Origin of the sequence: Rhizobium sp. RHZ02 (assembly GCF_014851575.1) — a bacterium.
In the GTDB taxonomy this organism is placed as follows: domain Bacteria; phylum Pseudomonadota; class Alphaproteobacteria; order Rhizobiales; family Rhizobiaceae; genus Rhizobium; species Rhizobium altiplani.
The window spans coordinates 1-14523 of sequence record NZ_JACUZX010000033.1 but is presented as its reverse complement, the minus strand read 5'-3'; the positions used below and the strand labels follow the sequence as shown (position 1 = coordinate 14523).

The following is a 14523-nucleotide window of genomic DNA, read 5'->3' as shown; positions in this document are numbered from 1 at the left end:
TCGGTCGATGCGAGCTCGCAGGGAGTGTTAACCATCGTATATCGCGTCCCGCAATCAGCGTCCCAACGTTGTTCAGAGTCCACTCCCATTTGCGCATGACCTGAACTCCAGACTCCTAGAGTCCGCCACGCGCTACAGGCTGCAACCGGGATATTTGTAGAGGTCGGCTTGGGACAGATCGGGCGGGCATTTCACGGCGCCTGTGGCCTTCTGGCCGCATGACGATGCCTTAATCTGCGATATCGATGCATAACGCCCCTGAGAGACGCGAACCTTGACGCACTGCTTCTTGTCGGCGTTCCACCAGGTATTGTTGCCGCCCACGTCAACATAGCCCCGCGCCTGCATTTCGCTCTCGGCGCCAGCGGCTCGCGAGCCCACGAGGTCGGCGATATCGGATGGCGATTTGGCGAACGCGGCCAAGGGCACCAAGACTACGAGGCTGATTGCTATTGTCAGGCGCATGATGATTTCTCCCTGGCATACATACCGCGCAACGTTAGTAGAACCCAGTATCGTTGAGCAAGGCTGTGCTTAGACGACCGCTTGCTGCCGAAGACCCGCGGGCTTGACGTCCCCAAGCACCGCCCACTGCCAATCAGCCGGCCCCTCCCAAAAAACTGTAGATAACGTCGGTCACGCGATTTATTAGCAAAGACTAAATCTGCTACGCTTATTCGATCTTAGCAGTTAACGGCTCTATCGAATGACACGGAGGCTGATTTGCGAAAGACGGCTGTGAACAAAGAATACCTCGGAGCAGCCGCTCCGGTTCAGAGCAGCATCCTTCTGCGAGGTGCGCCATTCGACGCCCGCAACATTCCTCCATATTACCTGGACTTCTCATTCATCAAGCATGCTCTAAAGAGCATCTGTCGCGAGAACGGAATTGAGCGCGACCGCAGGGCAAGGGTCGAGGTCGCTGCTATGGTGATCGCCTTGTTTCAGGAAGGGGCACGTTCTGAAGGTGAAATCGTGGAACGCGCCCGCCAGAGGTGGTCAGAGGCAAGTATCCAATAGACACACCGCCGCTAGGCCAAGTCCCTGGCTCGCCTACGAATCTGCCACAGAGGGAATTTGCAGTAACAGGGTCGTTGGTTCCGATCCTTTCGGTTCAAGGCCGAGAAGTAATGGCGCAGTGCTTCGAAGGAAGGCAGACGGAAAACGACGCCCACCACATGATGAAGTCTGGAGGTTTGGCGCCCAAAGCGCATGCGATGCCTTTATGACGGTCTCCACTCATAAAGTTCACCGCATAGTCACGACGGTGAACAGCCATGTAGAGGGTATGTTGTTCACCACCGCTGATTTCATCATCGATTGCCGGCTGCAGGGGGCGGGAGCGATACTCTGCTTAATTCACGGGTCGCTTCCGGGCTGCCCCGCGGATGAACTGGAATTTGGCATCGTCGTCGGTGAAAACGGGCTTGTGCCGGTCGGTGATCGTTCCAGCGCCCCGGGCTGTTTGCAGTCGTTCCGATCGGCCTCGGCAGTCTTGCAGGCATTCCGCTAGCCGCCGGGCCAAGTGGGCATCTCTACTTTTGATGTTATTCGCTGACACGTACAATCAGCTTACCGAAATTCTTGCCCTGCAGCAGGCCGATGAAGGCCTCGGGGGCATTCTCCAGGCCATCGACGATGTCCTCGCGGAATTTCAGGCGGCCGTCGGCCAGCCATGCCGACGCTTCGCTCAGAAAATCGGGCCGCTGGTCCGCGAATTCGCGCTGAATGAAGCCACGCACCGTCAGGCTCTTGCGAAGCACGGCTCGCATGAAGCCGGGAAGGCGATCGACGCCTTCTGCCGGTTCGTTGTTATAGTGGGCAATCAGGCCACAGACGGGTATGCGTGCGAAATCATTGAGAAGAGGAAAGACCGCTTCGGCAACGGGGCCGCCGACATTCTCGAAATAGACGTCAATCCCATCGGGGCAGGCTAACGCGAGTTGGGCGTTGAAATCCTTGGCGCGGTGATCGATTGCAACATCGAAGCCTAGTTCGTCGCGGACGAATGCGCATTTCTCAGGGCCGCCGGCAATGCCGACAGCCCTTGCACCTTCAATTTTCGCAATCTGGCCGACAACCGATCCGACGGCGCCGCTTGCTGCGGCGACAACAACGGTCTCGCCGGGCTTTGGCCTGCCGATATTGCGAAGTCCGGCATAGGCGGTGAAGCCTGGCATGCCGAGCACGCCGAGCGCCGCGGTCAGGGGTGCCTGCGTGGCGTCAAGCCTTCTCAGCCCGTCGCCGCTCGATGTAGCGTAGGTCTGCCAGCCCGAATGGGACAGGACGATGTCGCCCGGCGCAAAATTGCTGTTGCGGCTGCCGATGACGCGGGCAACCGTGCCGCCTTCCATGACCCCGCCGATAGCAACGGGTGGAGCATAAGATTTCGCGTCATCCATGCGTCCGCGCATATAGGGATCGAGTGATAGATAAAGAACCTGCAGAAGGACCTCACCTTCTGCGGCCGTCGGCAGGGGGCCGCGCTCGGTTCGGAAGTTCTCAGGCGACGGCAGCCCTTTGGGCCTTGATGCCAGCGTTACCCTTACATTCTCCAAGGCTTCGGGCATCGAATTCACTCCATAATCAAGATCGTTCATACCTGCCTGACGGTAGCGTCATCCCACCTCAGCCGCACGGTGCTTTTTTCCTTTCTTTCAACTCCAAAGAGAAAGCGGTTTCCTATCGAGCTAAATATCTACTTATTTGTGAGCCGATGTGATGACCTATCTTCTCAGCTTGCTGGACAAGGCCCCGGTCGAAGCTGGTGCGACCGCGGCGGATGCGCTTGTGGCGGCCGTCAAGCTGGCCATTGCGGTCGAGGAATTCGGTTGTCACCGCTTCTGGGTCGCCGAGCATCATAGCATGACCAACCTGGCGAGTTCCGCACCCGAGGCGCTGATCGCCTATCTACTTGCACGCACGTGCTCGATCCGTATCGGCTCGGGCGGCGTGATGCTGCAACACTATAGCGCCTACAAGGTCGCCGAGACTTTTAACGTCCTGTCCTCGCCTGCGTCGAGCGCCTATCCTTTCAATCAGTCGCCATGCAGATTTCAAATGGTCATTCCTTGACTTTCAATCGGTCATAGCCCTAATTTCAAACAGTCATCAAAGGAATGAAGCTGTGGCGCTGTACCCAAGGCTCGTTGAGCAACGCATTGCCGACGCCATGTCAGACACGCGAGTCGTACTGATCGTCGGTCCCAGACAATCAGGAAAAACGACGTTGGCCAAGAAGATGGCCAACGAGGGGATGGAGTATTACACGCTGGACAATGCAACGACCCTGGACGCAGCGCGACAGGATCCAGTTGGTTTTGTAAGAGGTATGGATCGCGCCATCATCGATGAAATTCAGCGCGCGCCCGAGCTGTTGTTGGCCATCAAGGAAAGCGTGGATACCGACCAGCGCCCAGGGCGTTTCCTTCTGACCGGTTCAGCCAATCTCATGACGTTGCCACGCGTGGCAGACTCGCTCGCAGGGCGCATGGAGGTCGTTCGATTGCTGCCGCTTGCGCAAAGCGAGATCAGAACCGCTGGCAGCAGCTTCCTGCGCGACGCCTTTCGAAACGAAGCCAAGGCCGGAGAGCCAATCTTCGGAGACGACCTTATGGCTGCAGTTTTGGCCGGTGGATATCCCGAGGCACTGGGCCGCAAAACCTTGAGCCGCAGACAGGACTGGTATGCGGATTATGTCCAGGCGATCGTTCAACGCGACGTTCGCGATGTCGCGCAAATCGAGCAGATCGCTCAAATGCCGCGCCTGCTACGCATTCTGGCAGAGCATTCGGGACAGCTCGTGAACTATTCCAGAACTGGCGCGGCCATTGGGATGAACCACATCACAACGCAAAAATATGTCGGCATCTTCGAGAGCCTTTTCCTCGCTCGAACCGTACAACCCTGGTTTTCCAACAAACTGAAACGTCTGACGAAGACACCGAAAATACATTTCCTCGATTCCGGCCTTCTCGCATCCCTTCGAGACCTCTCTCTCGACCGCCTTCGCGACGACAGGGGTCAGTTCGGGGCGTTGCTGGAGACTTTCGTTTTTGGAGAGATCCTTAAACTCGCCAGCGGCGCGCAAACCCGCCTCGAGTTTTCGCATTTTCGTGACAAGCAGCAGAACGAAGTCGATGTCGTCATCGAAGATACAAGAGGGCGGATCGTCGGTATCGGGATAAAAGCGTCAGCATCCGTCTCGAATTCCGATTTTTCGGGATTGCGAATTCTGGCCGAAGCATCCGGAGAACGGTTTGTTTCGGGCATGGTCTTGTATGACCACCAGAAGGTGATCCCTTTCGGAGAACGTTTGTCCGCTGTTCCAATATCGGCCTTGTGGCGTTAGCGCGTGAGAATGTCGCTTCAGTCTTTAGCCCCGATCATTCTTGAGACTTCCGAGGTTTCGATAACTATGGGGGTCGGTCCACGCGACAGGAGAGCGGTTCACGGAGATCTACTCACCAGGGCAACGAAAATCCAACACCAAGGGGTAGACGATGGCACTCATGCTCGTCGTGGGTGCTGCTGACGAGCCTTGTGCTTGCTTGAATGTCACTGCTCATTGCGCGGGAGCCATGCGCGGACTGCCGCGCAGGACAAGTGCGAATGCGCCAAGTCCCAGAAGGGTGAGGCAAAACCCTGCCCATACCGCAGAGAGCAAACCCAGGCCGCTGCCGATGGCCAGCCCGCCCGCCCAGGCGCCGATGGCATTTGCGACGTTGAGAGCGGCCAGGTTCATGGCACCCATCAAAGTTGGGGCTTCCGGCGCAAGTCGCGTAAGGCGGACCTGGATCGTGGGTATTGCTGTCATCATGGTTGCCCCGACGCAGAAAAGCCCGACGAAAAGCGTGGGGGCGTTGGAGCCGAAGCTGGCAACGATCGCGAGTACGATGACGGCGCTCCCGAAGCCCACCACGATGCCGCGTGCCGGGTGCAGGTCAGCAATTCTGCCGCCAAGAAGGTTTCCTGCCGTCATGCCGATCCCGAACAGGGCGAGAGCGATCGGGATCCATCCCGGGCTCATCGAAACGACATCGGTCACGAAAGGGCCGATGAAAGTATAGACGGCAAAGATGCTCGATACGCCAAGCGCTGCCACCAGCATCATCCACCAGACCGCCGGTTTGCCGAGCGAACTTAGCTCTCGGACGATTGAACCGCCATTCAAGGCATTCGCCCTGGGGAGCCATAGCCACAACGCAGCGGCGGACGCCACGCCGAGAGCTGCAACGGCAAAGTAGGTATTCCTCCATCCCAGGTTTTGGCCGAGGAAGGTGGCGAGTGGTGATCCGACGATCGTGGCAATCGTCAGGCCGCTCATCACGAGGGCGAACGCTTTCCCACCATGTCCCGGGCCGACAATATATGATGCCACGACCGCACCCGCCCCGAAGTAGGCGCCTTGGGGCACGCCACTGATAAAGCGAGCCACCGCAAGCGTGCCGAGGCCTGTCGCCAAGGCTGAGAGGATGTTTCCGCACACGAAGACAGTCATAAGCAACAGAAGCAAAGTTCTGCGGTTAAGATGAGCCGCGGCCAGCGTGACGAGGGGTGCACCGATCACGACACCGAATGCGTATGCTGTTATCGCGTTCGTAGCGGCCGGCAGATCGATCTGCAAACTCGCCGAGAACAGCTGCAGAATTCCCATACTCGCGAATTCGGATGTGCCAATACAGAAGCTTCCGAGCGCAAGAGCGAAGAGAGTGAGGCCGGCTTTCTGCCGTTGTCGCTGGTCAGTACAGTGAACGTTTACAGCGGCGCATTGGGCTTCAAAGGCTTTACTGAGCATTTTGGCCTCCGTTGATTTAAGGTGACTGCCTCGTCTCGACGCGGTCTGTTTCATTTGGAATTGCAGCAGCCGATCAAGGGTGCCGCTACCGAGAACCTTACTGCTGAGAAGGCATCACGATTGTTAAATGACGCTTACTTCCGAAAAGATGTGCTGCAGCCGTCTCGTGAGCGATCCTACGCGGTGCCGCGATTGCCGACCGCCCGGAGCGGCTTGCAGGACAGGGGCCTTTTATGATCCTCATTTCCCCTCGCGCTACTGGGCGAGATAACCCCCGTCGATATTCAATTCGATGCCGGTCACGTAGCTTGCCTCTTCGGAAGCCAAGTAGAGACAGCCATATGCGATCTCGATCGGCTTGCCGCCGCGTTTCATCGGAGTCATGGCGATGACGGCATCGTTGAGTGCTGGCGCTTGCTTGTCCGTGAGCGGCGTATGTATGAAGCCCGGATGTACGGAGTTGACCCTGATCCCGTCGGATACGAACGTTATCGCTGCGTTTTTGGACATGTTGCGGACAGCACCTTTGGCGGCATGGTAGGAATGCGCACCTGCAACTGCCGCACTGCCCCATATCGAGGAGATGTTGACGATCGAACCCGCCTGCTGCTTGCGCATGACACGAACTGCTTCCCGCATGCCGAGGAAGACGCCGGTCTGGTCGACGGCGATCATCTTCAGCCAGTCCTTCATTTCCAACTTGTCGAGGGGTTCGTAAGCGATAATGCCGGCGCTATTTACCAGCACGTCCAGGCGGCCATGCTTCCGGAGGATCGCGCTAACGACGGTTGCCCATTGCTCTTCGCTGGTGACATCAAGTGTCACCGCTTCAACCCCTTCGGGGTATGGTTGCTCGGGCGGCTTGATGTCGCCCGCGACGACGATGGCGCCCTCGTTATCGAAGAGTTCCGCCACGGCGAAGCCAATACCACCAGCGGCTCCCGTGACCAATGCAACCTTGCCTTTGAGTCTCATATAGCAACTCCTGGTCTGACGGTCTCGTAGGCGGAGGCGTCTACGGGGCGGGTGTGTTTTCCCCGCACCGCGATTGCCTTCATTCGCCGACGTATGGTCTTGTCAGGCTTGCTAGTCGCTGGCCGGCGCCAGAATTTGCATTCGCATCACCTTCACGCCCCCGTCGGCGAGTTCTGGTAGCTTGGCAAACCACTCCTTCACATAAGGCATTGCGTTATGTGCCTCGAAGTCGGTTTCGTTGGCAAATATCTCGTAGAAGATGAAGTGTCCGGGGGTCTCTCGGCTCTCCTGCAGGAAGTAGACGAGGTTTGCAGGATCGCTACGCACGAGGTCGATGAGTGGAAGCGTGATGGCTCTCAGTTCGGTCTCCTTGCCCGGTTTGGCACGGACCTCGGCAACGACCGAGTAAGCTCCGCTGGCAATTTTGGCATAGCCCTGTCCCGGACCTTCCTGTGCGAGCGCTTCCGTTTGGAGAACCGTTCCCGCAAGCAGGCCACCAAGCAGAATAGCCGAGGTTTGCAGCCGCAATGTTCTGATCATGTCATATCTCCCTATCTCGCCCAATCGCAGTGGCCGCTGACAAAGCCAGGACCGGTTTGAGACGTGATGTCGATGCGTTTTGGGACTACTTCGCGGCGAGTTGCAGATGCGCTGCCAGCGCGTCGGCAAACCGCTTTTTCACCGGCCCGAGCGCCTTCACAAACTCCAGTTGTTCCCCCTCGGGGCCTTTGCAATAGATCAGTTCCCATCCGTCTGATGGCGCGACAGTCACCTTGTTGGTGTTAGCACTCAAAGGAGCCGCCTTTCGCTCCACTTCAGTCGAAACGCGAATGATGCGATTTGCTCGTACCTGCGTCATTCCGCGTCGTGCGGACTCCGCCTCGAGATCGGCGATGAACTGGTTGAAGTCGACATCGTCTCCGACATGGAAGCAGATGTGCATCATTCGCGGGAAGGCCGGGCTCATGTGCTCCAGCGGTTCGGCGAAAGCCTTCGGGCCGCCCATCGGCTGGTCGGCATCGCGATACTGCAACAGTTCGATTACGACATTATCGAACTGAATGAACCGCACGTCGAGGCGTTGGGTGCCTCCTCTGAGATCGGGAACGCCGATTGTCCGTGGATTTACGCCGAGTTGATTGGCGAGAATTTCCTGGTCGGCCAAAAGCGTGTTCTGGACCGCGTCGCCTTGGAAATCGCCGTGGCGGAAGACTTCGGTTCCGCCGAGCACTGCCGTGTAGAACTCATAAGCGCGTTCCATGTTCTGTACGGTGAGGCCGAAATGCTGCACACCCTGGAGCCGGGCGCCTAGCGAACCCGTGGCGCGGGTTGCTGCCGGCGTTTCCTCCGCGAAGGCAGTGGCGCTACCGCCGAGGGCGGCGGCAATTCCGCCGAGAGCAACGCCTCCCGCAGCGCAAAGAACAGCTCGGCGATCCGGGTCGTCCGGTTGGATAGAAGTCTTTTGCGTGCGCGGCATCGTTAGCTCCCGTGGTTCGTTGGGGTGATTGCGAAAATTCTAACGCGGATGCGCTTGCGAGGCTGGTTAAGATCGGGGAAATTCGGTGAACCGAGCCGCAATCCCGTCAGCACGATATCGACGCCTGTGGGCGGACTGCGGTCTCCGAGAGCGGCACCAACCAAAGGCTCATATGGGTATGGACAGGACGGCGGGGCGAACCAGACGGATTGCGATCGTGTTGGGTGCAGGCGTGGGGATGTATTTCAGCATCGGGATCGTGCTGATCTATGGCTTTAGCGTTTTCATTGTACCGATCACCGCGGATACTCAGTGGGATCGGACAGTGGTGGCCGCCGTGGTCGCACCCATAGCCATCGTAAACGGTCTCATGTCGCCCGTAGTGGGTGCACTAACGGATCGGTTCGGTCCGCGTCGGGTGCTTGTTGTTTCATCCGTGTCGATGGCCATCGGCCTTGTTGGTGTGGGAATCGCGCCAAATAGCCTGGAGACATTCATCGTGGCCGTCGTTGTGGCGAGCCTCATGGGCGCCGCGCAGACCGGCGTGCCCTATACCTATATGATCGTCGGATGGTTCTCCTCACGACGCGGTCTCGCATTGGGTGCCATGCTTGCCTTCGTTGGACTTGGGATCGCGACGGTTCCTCCCTTCCTCGCATTCCTGATTTCAGTGTGGGGCTGGCGCTTTGCCTTTGTGGCTGCCGGTCTGGTGTCCGTGGCGGCTACGCTACCTGTCGCGCTTTTCGTTGTTCGCGATCCACCTGCACGTCGGGAGGTCGTGGGTTCAGGGGGCGAGGGCCACACTGTTCGCCAGGCGGTGGAAACCGCCAGCTTCTGGCTTATGTTGGCCGCCTTCTTTTTCAATTACTTCGCTGCTGCGGCCGGATCGATTTCACTTCCTGTCGTTTTGGCGGATCGCGGGGCCGATCCGGCGAATGCAGCTTTTGTCATGAGCCTTGTGGGCCTCGCTTTCATCGCCATGCGCCTCGGCTATGGGGCGTTGCTCGACAGATTGCCGCCGGTGCCATTGACCAGCCTGGCCTTTTTGTCACCCGCTGTCGGTCACCTCATTTTATTGAGCTCGGAGGGTCTCATCCCAGTCTATGTCAGTGCCGTCTTTTTCGGCCTTGCCACCGGAGCGGAAGGTGACGCGATCGGTTATCTCCTGGCGAAGCGCTTCGGAATGCGCAGCTTCGGTAAGCTCTTCGGCATCAACTACATGGCTTTGACGTTTGGCGCGGGCCTCGGACCGGCCTCATTGCATATCATGGCGGCCGAAGGCACCCACTACCTTGAGGCTTTCACGATCTTTGCCGTCATTGCGGCGATCGCTCCGGTGCTTCTGCTTTTGGATGGTCGTACGCGATCGCTTACTGCTCGGGAGCAGACTGAGTACGCTTTGCGCGCCGAGTGACAGGGACGGCGGCCGCGCGCCTCCTGCCGACGTCCTTCAAAACATTGAGGAGCTCGCGAGCTCTAGCAAGATCACGGGTTGCGAACCCGTCGTTGAAGCGCCCGTAGACGGGCGCCAAAACTCCTGCGGCCTTGACGTCTTGATCCGTCCGAAGCCAGTGCTCGGCCAGAGCCGTCGCCGCGCGCAACTCCCATGACAGTGCGCCCTGCCGGCGTGCCAGATCGATTGCTTGCACATAAAGCGCCTCGGCGGGTTTGTCCGTCCGGTGGTCGCCCTCCTTGCCCAACAAATCCGCCTTTATGCGCAACAGTTCAGGCATGCACCAAATTTCGCCGGTCGAAGCCGAAAGTGAGAGGGCCTCGTCGATTGCCATGCGCCCCGCTTCGACGTCTCCGTATTTTCCCAGATCCGCAGCATAAACGCCGATGTAGAATGGGCACCGCATGCGGAAGTCCACAGCGAGAAGCTCATCAAGCGCGCCTCTCAAGATTGCCAGTCCAGCTGCGTCGCCGCTTTGCAGGAGCCACTCTGCGCGCAAGCAGCGGCCCATGGCACTCCAAACCGTCATGGCGTGTTCGGCGACATGAGCTTCGATGGCGACAAGCAGGCGCTCAGCGGCAACAAGGTCTCCCGTCAGCAGCGCGATAGGGCAGGCAGTATGGACCACGGCGTTGCAGAGCGCGAGGGCATGTTGCGCGGCGCGCGCTTCTTCCAATTGACGCTGTGCCATGGCAACCGCCTTGTCGGGATGTCCCTGTAGCCAGGTAACGTTTGCAAGGGTGCCCCGCGCCGCAGATCGCGGGTCCAATTGAAACCGCGCAGTGTCCGAGCGAGTCACGGGAGGAATGTATCTGGCTATCATGCGTTCAAGGTGATGCTGTGCGTCGGCAAGCTCACCGAGGTAACGCAGGGCAGTTCCCGCCTGCCTGCCGACATTATTGCGTGCGTCGAGATCGCCGCGATCGGTTGCCAGCTCTCGGATCTTCTCCGCCATCGCCAGAGCGGCGCGATGGTCGCCCGTCCATGTGAAATAGTCGCACAACCCCCAGAGACATCTGAGCGCGTAGTCGGTGTCGCGGAGTGACTCGGCGCAACCGAGTGCTGCCGTCCAGGCTGCCTTGACCTCGGGGAGGGGCCCCCGCGTATGAAGCAGCGTGGTTCCATAGGCAAATTGCAGCTTCATTTCGTCGCCCGCACTGCGGAAATTGGCAAAGCGACTGCTAAGAGCATGTTCCACCCCCGCGCGACACTCTTCCACGAGCGATAGATGCTCCCAGAAGGGAAGAGCCGCTACCGTGAGCGCTACGCCGATTGCGCCGCTGCGGTTCCCGGAGAACGCCCAGCCCAAAGCACTGCGGATATCATCCATCTTCCGCCCGTACTCGGCGAGCCAGTCGGCGGTCGGCCGAATTTTCCATTCGACTTCAGCGCGTTTGGCGAGTTCGAGGAGATGTTCGGCGTGGCGTTGACGCATGCTGTCGCTTTCGCCGCTTTCGGCAAGTTTCTGCAGCGCATATCTGCGTGTCGTATCGAGCAATCTGTACTGCGTCCCGAACTCTCCTCGCTCCGTCGAGACAAGCGACTTCGCAACGAGGTTCGCGACAGCGTGAATGCATTCAGAGCGGGGGCGACCTTTGTCGACCGCAACGGCGCAAGCGGATTCAAGACTAAAGGCTCCAGCAAAGACCGAGAGGCGTCGCAGCAGGACGCGTTCAGGCTCGACGAGCAGTCCGTAGCTCCAGTCCATCGTCGCAGCCAAGGTATGGTGGCGAGAGTCACGGCCGCGCCTATCGCTCAACACATGAGATTGATCGGAAAGAATATCGAGGAGTTCGCGTGTACTGAATGCCTCCAGTCGAGGCGCTGCAAGTTCGATTGCGAGTGCCAGACCATCGAGCCTGCGGCAGATCTCGGCAACGATTGGTGCGTTCTCGTCGCTGAGCTTGAACTCGTTGCGACTTCCAGCCGCGCGTTCGACAAAGAGCTCGACGGCTGGGAACGCCAAAGCCCCGGCTGCAGAAAGTCCGGACGCCTCCGGTGGGGTTTCGAGCGGCGGCAGGCGATGGATCTGTTCTCCAAGAACCCGTATTGGTTCTCGGCTTGTCGCGAGAATTCGCACCCTTGCTGCGGCAGCCAGAATCGCGTCTGCGCAAGCAGCCACCGCTTCGACAACATGTTCACAATTGTCGAGGACAAGCATGAAATCCCGGTCGGCCGCGAAGGCGGCGATCGCAGCTTTGATATTTGCCGAGTGAACCCTCAATCCGATCGCCGTGGCGATCGACGACGGTACGAGAGTGGCATCGTTCACAGTCGCCAGATCAACGAACCAGACGCCATGCTCATAAGCTGTGGTCAGTCGGTCAGCGATTGCGAGCGCCAATCTCGTCTTGCCAACGCCGCCCGGGCCTACGATCGTCACGAGGCGTGAGCCCTCAAGGGCATGCCCGATCGCATCAATGGCAGGATCTCTTCCCACCAAGCGGGTCGCTGAAACCGGCAGGTTATGCTTGCGGGCAGACGTCGCGATAACGGAGGCGTCACTGTGCCCGGAAATATCCACGGGAAACACGAACTGATAGCCGCGGCCGCTCACCGTCGCTATGTATTGCGTGCCGTCGGGGGCGTCCCCAAGCACCCGACGAAGTGCCGCAACGTTCACCTTGAGATTGCTTTCCTCGACGAAAGTATCCGGCCAGGCCCGCGACACCAGCTCAGCCTTGCTCACCGGTTCACCAGGTCGCTCAATCAGAGCCACCAAAATTTCCAGAGCGCGGCTACCGATACGGACGGCCGTCTGATCCCGCATCAGCGACTGGCGTTCCGGTACAAGCACATATGGACCAAAGGAATAAGAAGGCACGGCCAAAGCTCCGGGCGAAAAAATGCAAAGCTTTTCAATACGGGGACGATCGTTTCACGAAATCACTCCTGCCACGAGATTATAGACAGGAGCAGCGAGGCAACCTATAGTAGCGACGGGTATTACCTTTGACTAAGGAGCTGACATGGCATCACCTACCTCGCTGAAGCTCGATGGCGAGTTAAAGGGCCGCGTCCAACACTTGGCCGAAGTCCGTCGCCGTTCGTCCCACTGGATCATGCGCGAAGCGATTGAGCAATACGTGGAACGTGAAGAGAAGCGGGAGGCGCTGCGGAGTGAGACCCTGAAGGCCTGGGATGAATTTCAGGCGACCGGCCTGCATGTGACAACCGATGAGGTCGAAAAATGGCTTTCGACGTGGGGAGCCGACGACGAGCAGCGCGCTGCGCCCGGATGCCACAAATAATCTTCTTTCCGGCCTCCGTTCGTGATCTCGAGAGACTTCGGGAGTTCTTGCGACGGAAGACCCCGTTAGCGGCCAAGCGAGCGGGCGAATTTATTCTCCAAGGTCTACGGGCGCTTGGCGCGCATCCCTACATGGGTCGCTCATTGAAGATCTGCCCGATCAGTATCGGGAATGGCTCATGGAATTCGGTGACAGCGGATTGCACGCTACCGTATCGATGAGAATTATTTGACGGTCCTCGCCCTGCGCCATCAGAAAGAGGTTGGCTTCTGATGGCATTGTAGCGATCGGTGTTCCGCTCGTGCAGCTAAAACCTTTGTGCGACAAAGCGGGTAGCCGGTCCGATGCTCATCAAGTGGACAGTGGCCGCCCGTGGACGGCCCTGGAAATCTCGCTAGCGTGTGTCGGCCGGAGTTGTTGCGCCGGCCGAAAAGGATCAGGTCGAGGACCGCGCTTGCTATCAGGCCGATCGATGTATTGTATCGATACCGATCATGGACGAATGCGGATGATCGTCTTCCCAGTGCGCCGCTCGGTCGAGTTAAAGGTGGCAATAGCGCTATCGAGTGTAGAGATGTTGCCGATGTTCGTCCGTAGGCGTCCGTCCCGTACCCGCTGAACGATTTCGTCCAGCTGGGCACGATTGGATTCAACGACGAAGTCGATTGCCAGACCGTCGGCGGGCCGCGCCTCGACTGGCCCAACAATGGACACCAGCGTTCCTCCGGCGCGTATGAGGCCCGCAGAACGCTTTCCAATATCGCCGCCAATGACATCATACACCAGATCGACGCCACCGACGTCTTCGAGCACATCATTTTGAAGATCCACGAACTCTTGGGCCCCGAATTCGAGAGCCTTCTGACGGTCGGCGGAGCGTCCGGTGCCAATAACATAAGCACCAAAGTCGCGCGCTAGCTGCACTGCAATCGAGCCGACTGCGCCGGCGGCACCGTGTACGAGGATGCTCTGGCCAGCCTGAAGGCGGCCGTGCTGAAACAATCCCTGCCATGCGGTCAGGCCCGAGATTGGCAAGCTCGCGCCCACCGCGAAATCGACTTCGCCTGGCAGCGGCGCGAGGTTGCGCGCCTCGACAGCCACGTATTCCCCTAAGGTCCCGTCGCGATACCAATCCGTGAGGCCGAACACCCGCTGCCCCACCGACAGTCCGGTCGTACCATAGCCCAGAGCAGTGACCACCCCGGCCAGCTCATGCCCCGGGACCGATGGTGTTCGCTCGCGGCCACCCCGGTCGACCCAGGTCGAGGGCCAGGTCAGTTCTGTCGGGACGAATCCCGCCGCATGAACCTCAACGATGACGTCGTTTATCGCCGCCTGCGGCTCGGGCCGCTCCACCAGCTTCATGCCGGCCGTTCCCGCGGCTTGATCAGTTACTATGATCGTTTTCATGGGATTAATCTCCTCAGACATTTGTTGCTTCAGACTAAAGCTTGTCGCATCTAAATCGCCTCATACCCTGCGGCCTTGAAGTAGTTTCGACATTCCTCAACGGAGAACAGTGCGCAGATGTCACTGAGGGCATTCGATATTGCGTCGAAGCTCCTTGCGG

Annotated in this window: 13 protein-coding genes and 1 pseudogene; 6 read left to right on the top strand and 8 right to left on the bottom strand. The window is 58.8% G+C overall.

Annotated features, from left to right (window positions below; translation table 11 throughout):
• Positions 1-132 precede the first annotated feature (132 nt).
• A complete protein-coding gene (locus tag IB244_RS28405; RefSeq protein ID WP_112648199.1) occupies positions 133-465 on the bottom strand; it encodes a hypothetical protein in 333 nt (110 codons plus the stop codon).
• Between the two features lie 760 nt (positions 466-1225).
• Here IB244_RS28405 and IB244_RS28400 point away from each other — a divergent pair.
• A complete protein-coding gene (locus IB244_RS28400) occupies positions 1226-1513 on the top strand; it encodes a hypothetical protein (protein WP_192306444.1) in 288 nt (95 codons plus the stop codon).
• A 34-nt stretch (positions 1514-1547) separates the two neighbouring features.
• Here the strand turns inward: IB244_RS28400 and IB244_RS28395 are convergent, their stop codons facing one another.
• Positions 1548-2570, bottom strand: coding sequence for an NADP-dependent oxidoreductase (locus IB244_RS28395; protein ID WP_192306442.1), 1023 nt, complete (start codon positions 2568-2570; stop codon positions 1548-1550).
• Positions 2571-2721: 151 nt separating this feature from the next.
• On the opposite strand from IB244_RS28395, the pseudogene IB244_RS28390 reads away from it, so the two are divergent.
• Both IB244_RS28390 and IB244_RS28385 read left to right on the top strand, forming a co-directional pair.
• Positions 2722-3018, top strand: a pseudogene (locus IB244_RS28390) (LLM class flavin-dependent oxidoreductase); the annotation flags it as partial.
• Positions 3019-3127: 109 nt separating this feature from the next.
• Positions 3128-4351, top strand: coding sequence for an ATP-binding protein (locus IB244_RS28385; RefSeq protein WP_192306438.1), 1224 nt, complete (start codon positions 3128-3130; stop codon positions 4349-4351).
• Between the two features lie 213 nt (positions 4352-4564).
• On the opposite strand, the gene IB244_RS28380 is transcribed toward IB244_RS28385, so the two are convergent.
• The 4 genes from IB244_RS28380 to IB244_RS28365 all read right to left on the bottom strand — a co-directional run bounded on the left by IB244_RS28380 (position 4565) and on the right by IB244_RS28365 (position 8249).
• A complete protein-coding gene (locus tag IB244_RS28380; RefSeq protein WP_192306436.1) occupies positions 4565-5797 on the bottom strand; it encodes an MFS transporter in 1233 nt (410 codons plus the stop codon).
• Between the two features lie 255 nt (positions 5798-6052).
• Positions 6053-6772, bottom strand: a complete 720-nt coding sequence (locus IB244_RS28375) for an SDR family NAD(P)-dependent oxidoreductase (RefSeq protein WP_192306434.1) — start codon at positions 6770-6772, stop codon at positions 6053-6055.
• A gap of 111 nt (positions 6773-6883) precedes the next feature.
• A complete protein-coding gene (locus IB244_RS28370) occupies positions 6884-7312 on the bottom strand; it encodes a putative quinol monooxygenase (protein ID WP_025661424.1) in 429 nt (142 codons plus the stop codon).
• An 85-nt stretch (positions 7313-7397) separates the two neighbouring features.
• On the bottom strand, positions 7398-8249 hold the full coding sequence (locus IB244_RS28365; RefSeq protein ID WP_192306432.1) for a VOC family protein: 852 nt from the start codon (positions 8247-8249) through the stop codon (positions 7398-7400).
• Positions 8250-8421: 172 nt separating this feature from the next.
• On the opposite strand from IB244_RS28365, the gene IB244_RS28360 reads away from it, so the two are divergent.
• The gene (locus IB244_RS28360; protein ID WP_246734749.1) at positions 8422-9663 is read left to right on the top strand and encodes an MFS transporter; all 1242 of its coding nucleotides are present in this window, start codon (positions 8422-8424) and stop codon (positions 9661-9663) included.
• On the opposite strand, the gene IB244_RS28355 is transcribed toward IB244_RS28360, so the two are convergent.
• Positions 9620-12526, bottom strand: coding sequence for a winged helix-turn-helix domain-containing protein (locus IB244_RS28355; RefSeq protein ID WP_312867278.1), 2907 nt, complete (start codon positions 12524-12526; stop codon positions 9620-9622). The genes IB244_RS28360 and IB244_RS28355 overlap by 44 nt on opposite strands.
• Before the next feature lie 145 nt (positions 12527-12671).
• Here IB244_RS28355 and IB244_RS28350 point away from each other — a divergent pair, with 145 nt between their 5' ends.
• Together IB244_RS28350 and IB244_RS28345 are read left to right on the top strand one after the other, a co-directional pair.
• Entirely contained in the window at positions 12672-12953 is a 282-nt protein-coding gene (locus IB244_RS28350) for a CopG family ribbon-helix-helix protein (protein WP_169682004.1), read from the top strand.
• Positions 12893-13174 (top strand): type II toxin-antitoxin system RelE/ParE family toxin, encoded by a 282-nt coding sequence (locus tag IB244_RS28345; protein ID WP_312867277.1) that lies wholly within the window; start codon positions 12893-12895, stop codon positions 13172-13174. The genes IB244_RS28350 and IB244_RS28345 overlap by 61 nt, the downstream gene beginning before the upstream one ends.
• Before the next feature lie 271 nt (positions 13175-13445).
• On the opposite strand, the gene IB244_RS28340 is transcribed toward IB244_RS28345, so the two are convergent.
• Positions 13446-14363 (bottom strand): NADP-dependent oxidoreductase, encoded by a 918-nt coding sequence (locus IB244_RS28340; protein WP_192306430.1) that lies wholly within the window; start codon positions 14361-14363, stop codon positions 13446-13448.
• Between the last annotated feature and the right edge of the window lie 160 nt (positions 14364-14523).

Excerpts from the sequence above, each read along its gene's own strand:
- IB244_RS28405 (WP_112648199.1), bottom strand. The coding sequence starts at position 465 with ATGCGCCTGACAATAGCAATCAGCCTCGTAGTCTTGGTGCCCTTGGCC.
- IB244_RS28400 (WP_192306444.1), top strand. The coding sequence starts at position 1,226 with ATGACGGTCTCCACTCATAAAGTTCACCGCATAGTCACGACGGTGAAC.
- IB244_RS28395 (WP_192306442.1), bottom strand. The coding sequence starts at position 2,570 with ATGCCCGAAGCCTTGGAGAATGTAAGGGTAACGCTGGCATCAAGGCCC.
- IB244_RS28380 (WP_192306436.1), bottom strand. The coding sequence starts at position 5,797 with ATGCTCAGTAAAGCCTTTGAAGCCCAATGCGCCGCTGTAAACGTTCAC.
- IB244_RS28375 (WP_192306434.1), bottom strand. The coding sequence starts at position 6,772 with ATGAGACTCAAAGGCAAGGTTGCATTGGTCACGGGAGCCGCTGGTGGT.
- IB244_RS28370 (WP_025661424.1), bottom strand. The coding sequence starts at position 7,312 with ATGATCAGAACATTGCGGCTGCAAACCTCGGCTATTCTGCTTGGTGGC.
- IB244_RS28365 (WP_192306432.1), bottom strand. The coding sequence starts at position 8,249 with ATGCCGCGCACGCAAAAGACTTCTATCCAACCGGACGACCCGGATCGC.
- IB244_RS28360 (WP_246734749.1), top strand. The coding sequence starts at position 8,422 with ATGGGTATGGACAGGACGGCGGGGCGAACCAGACGGATTGCGATCGTG.
- IB244_RS28350 (WP_169682004.1), top strand. The coding sequence starts at position 12,672 with ATGGCATCACCTACCTCGCTGAAGCTCGATGGCGAGTTAAAGGGCCGC.
- IB244_RS28345 (WP_312867277.1), top strand. The coding sequence starts at position 12,893 with ATGGCTTTCGACGTGGGGAGCCGACGACGAGCAGCGCGCTGCGCCCGG.
- IB244_RS28340 (WP_192306430.1), bottom strand. The coding sequence starts at position 14,363 with ATGAAAACGATCATAGTAACTGATCAAGCCGCGGGAACGGCCGGCATG.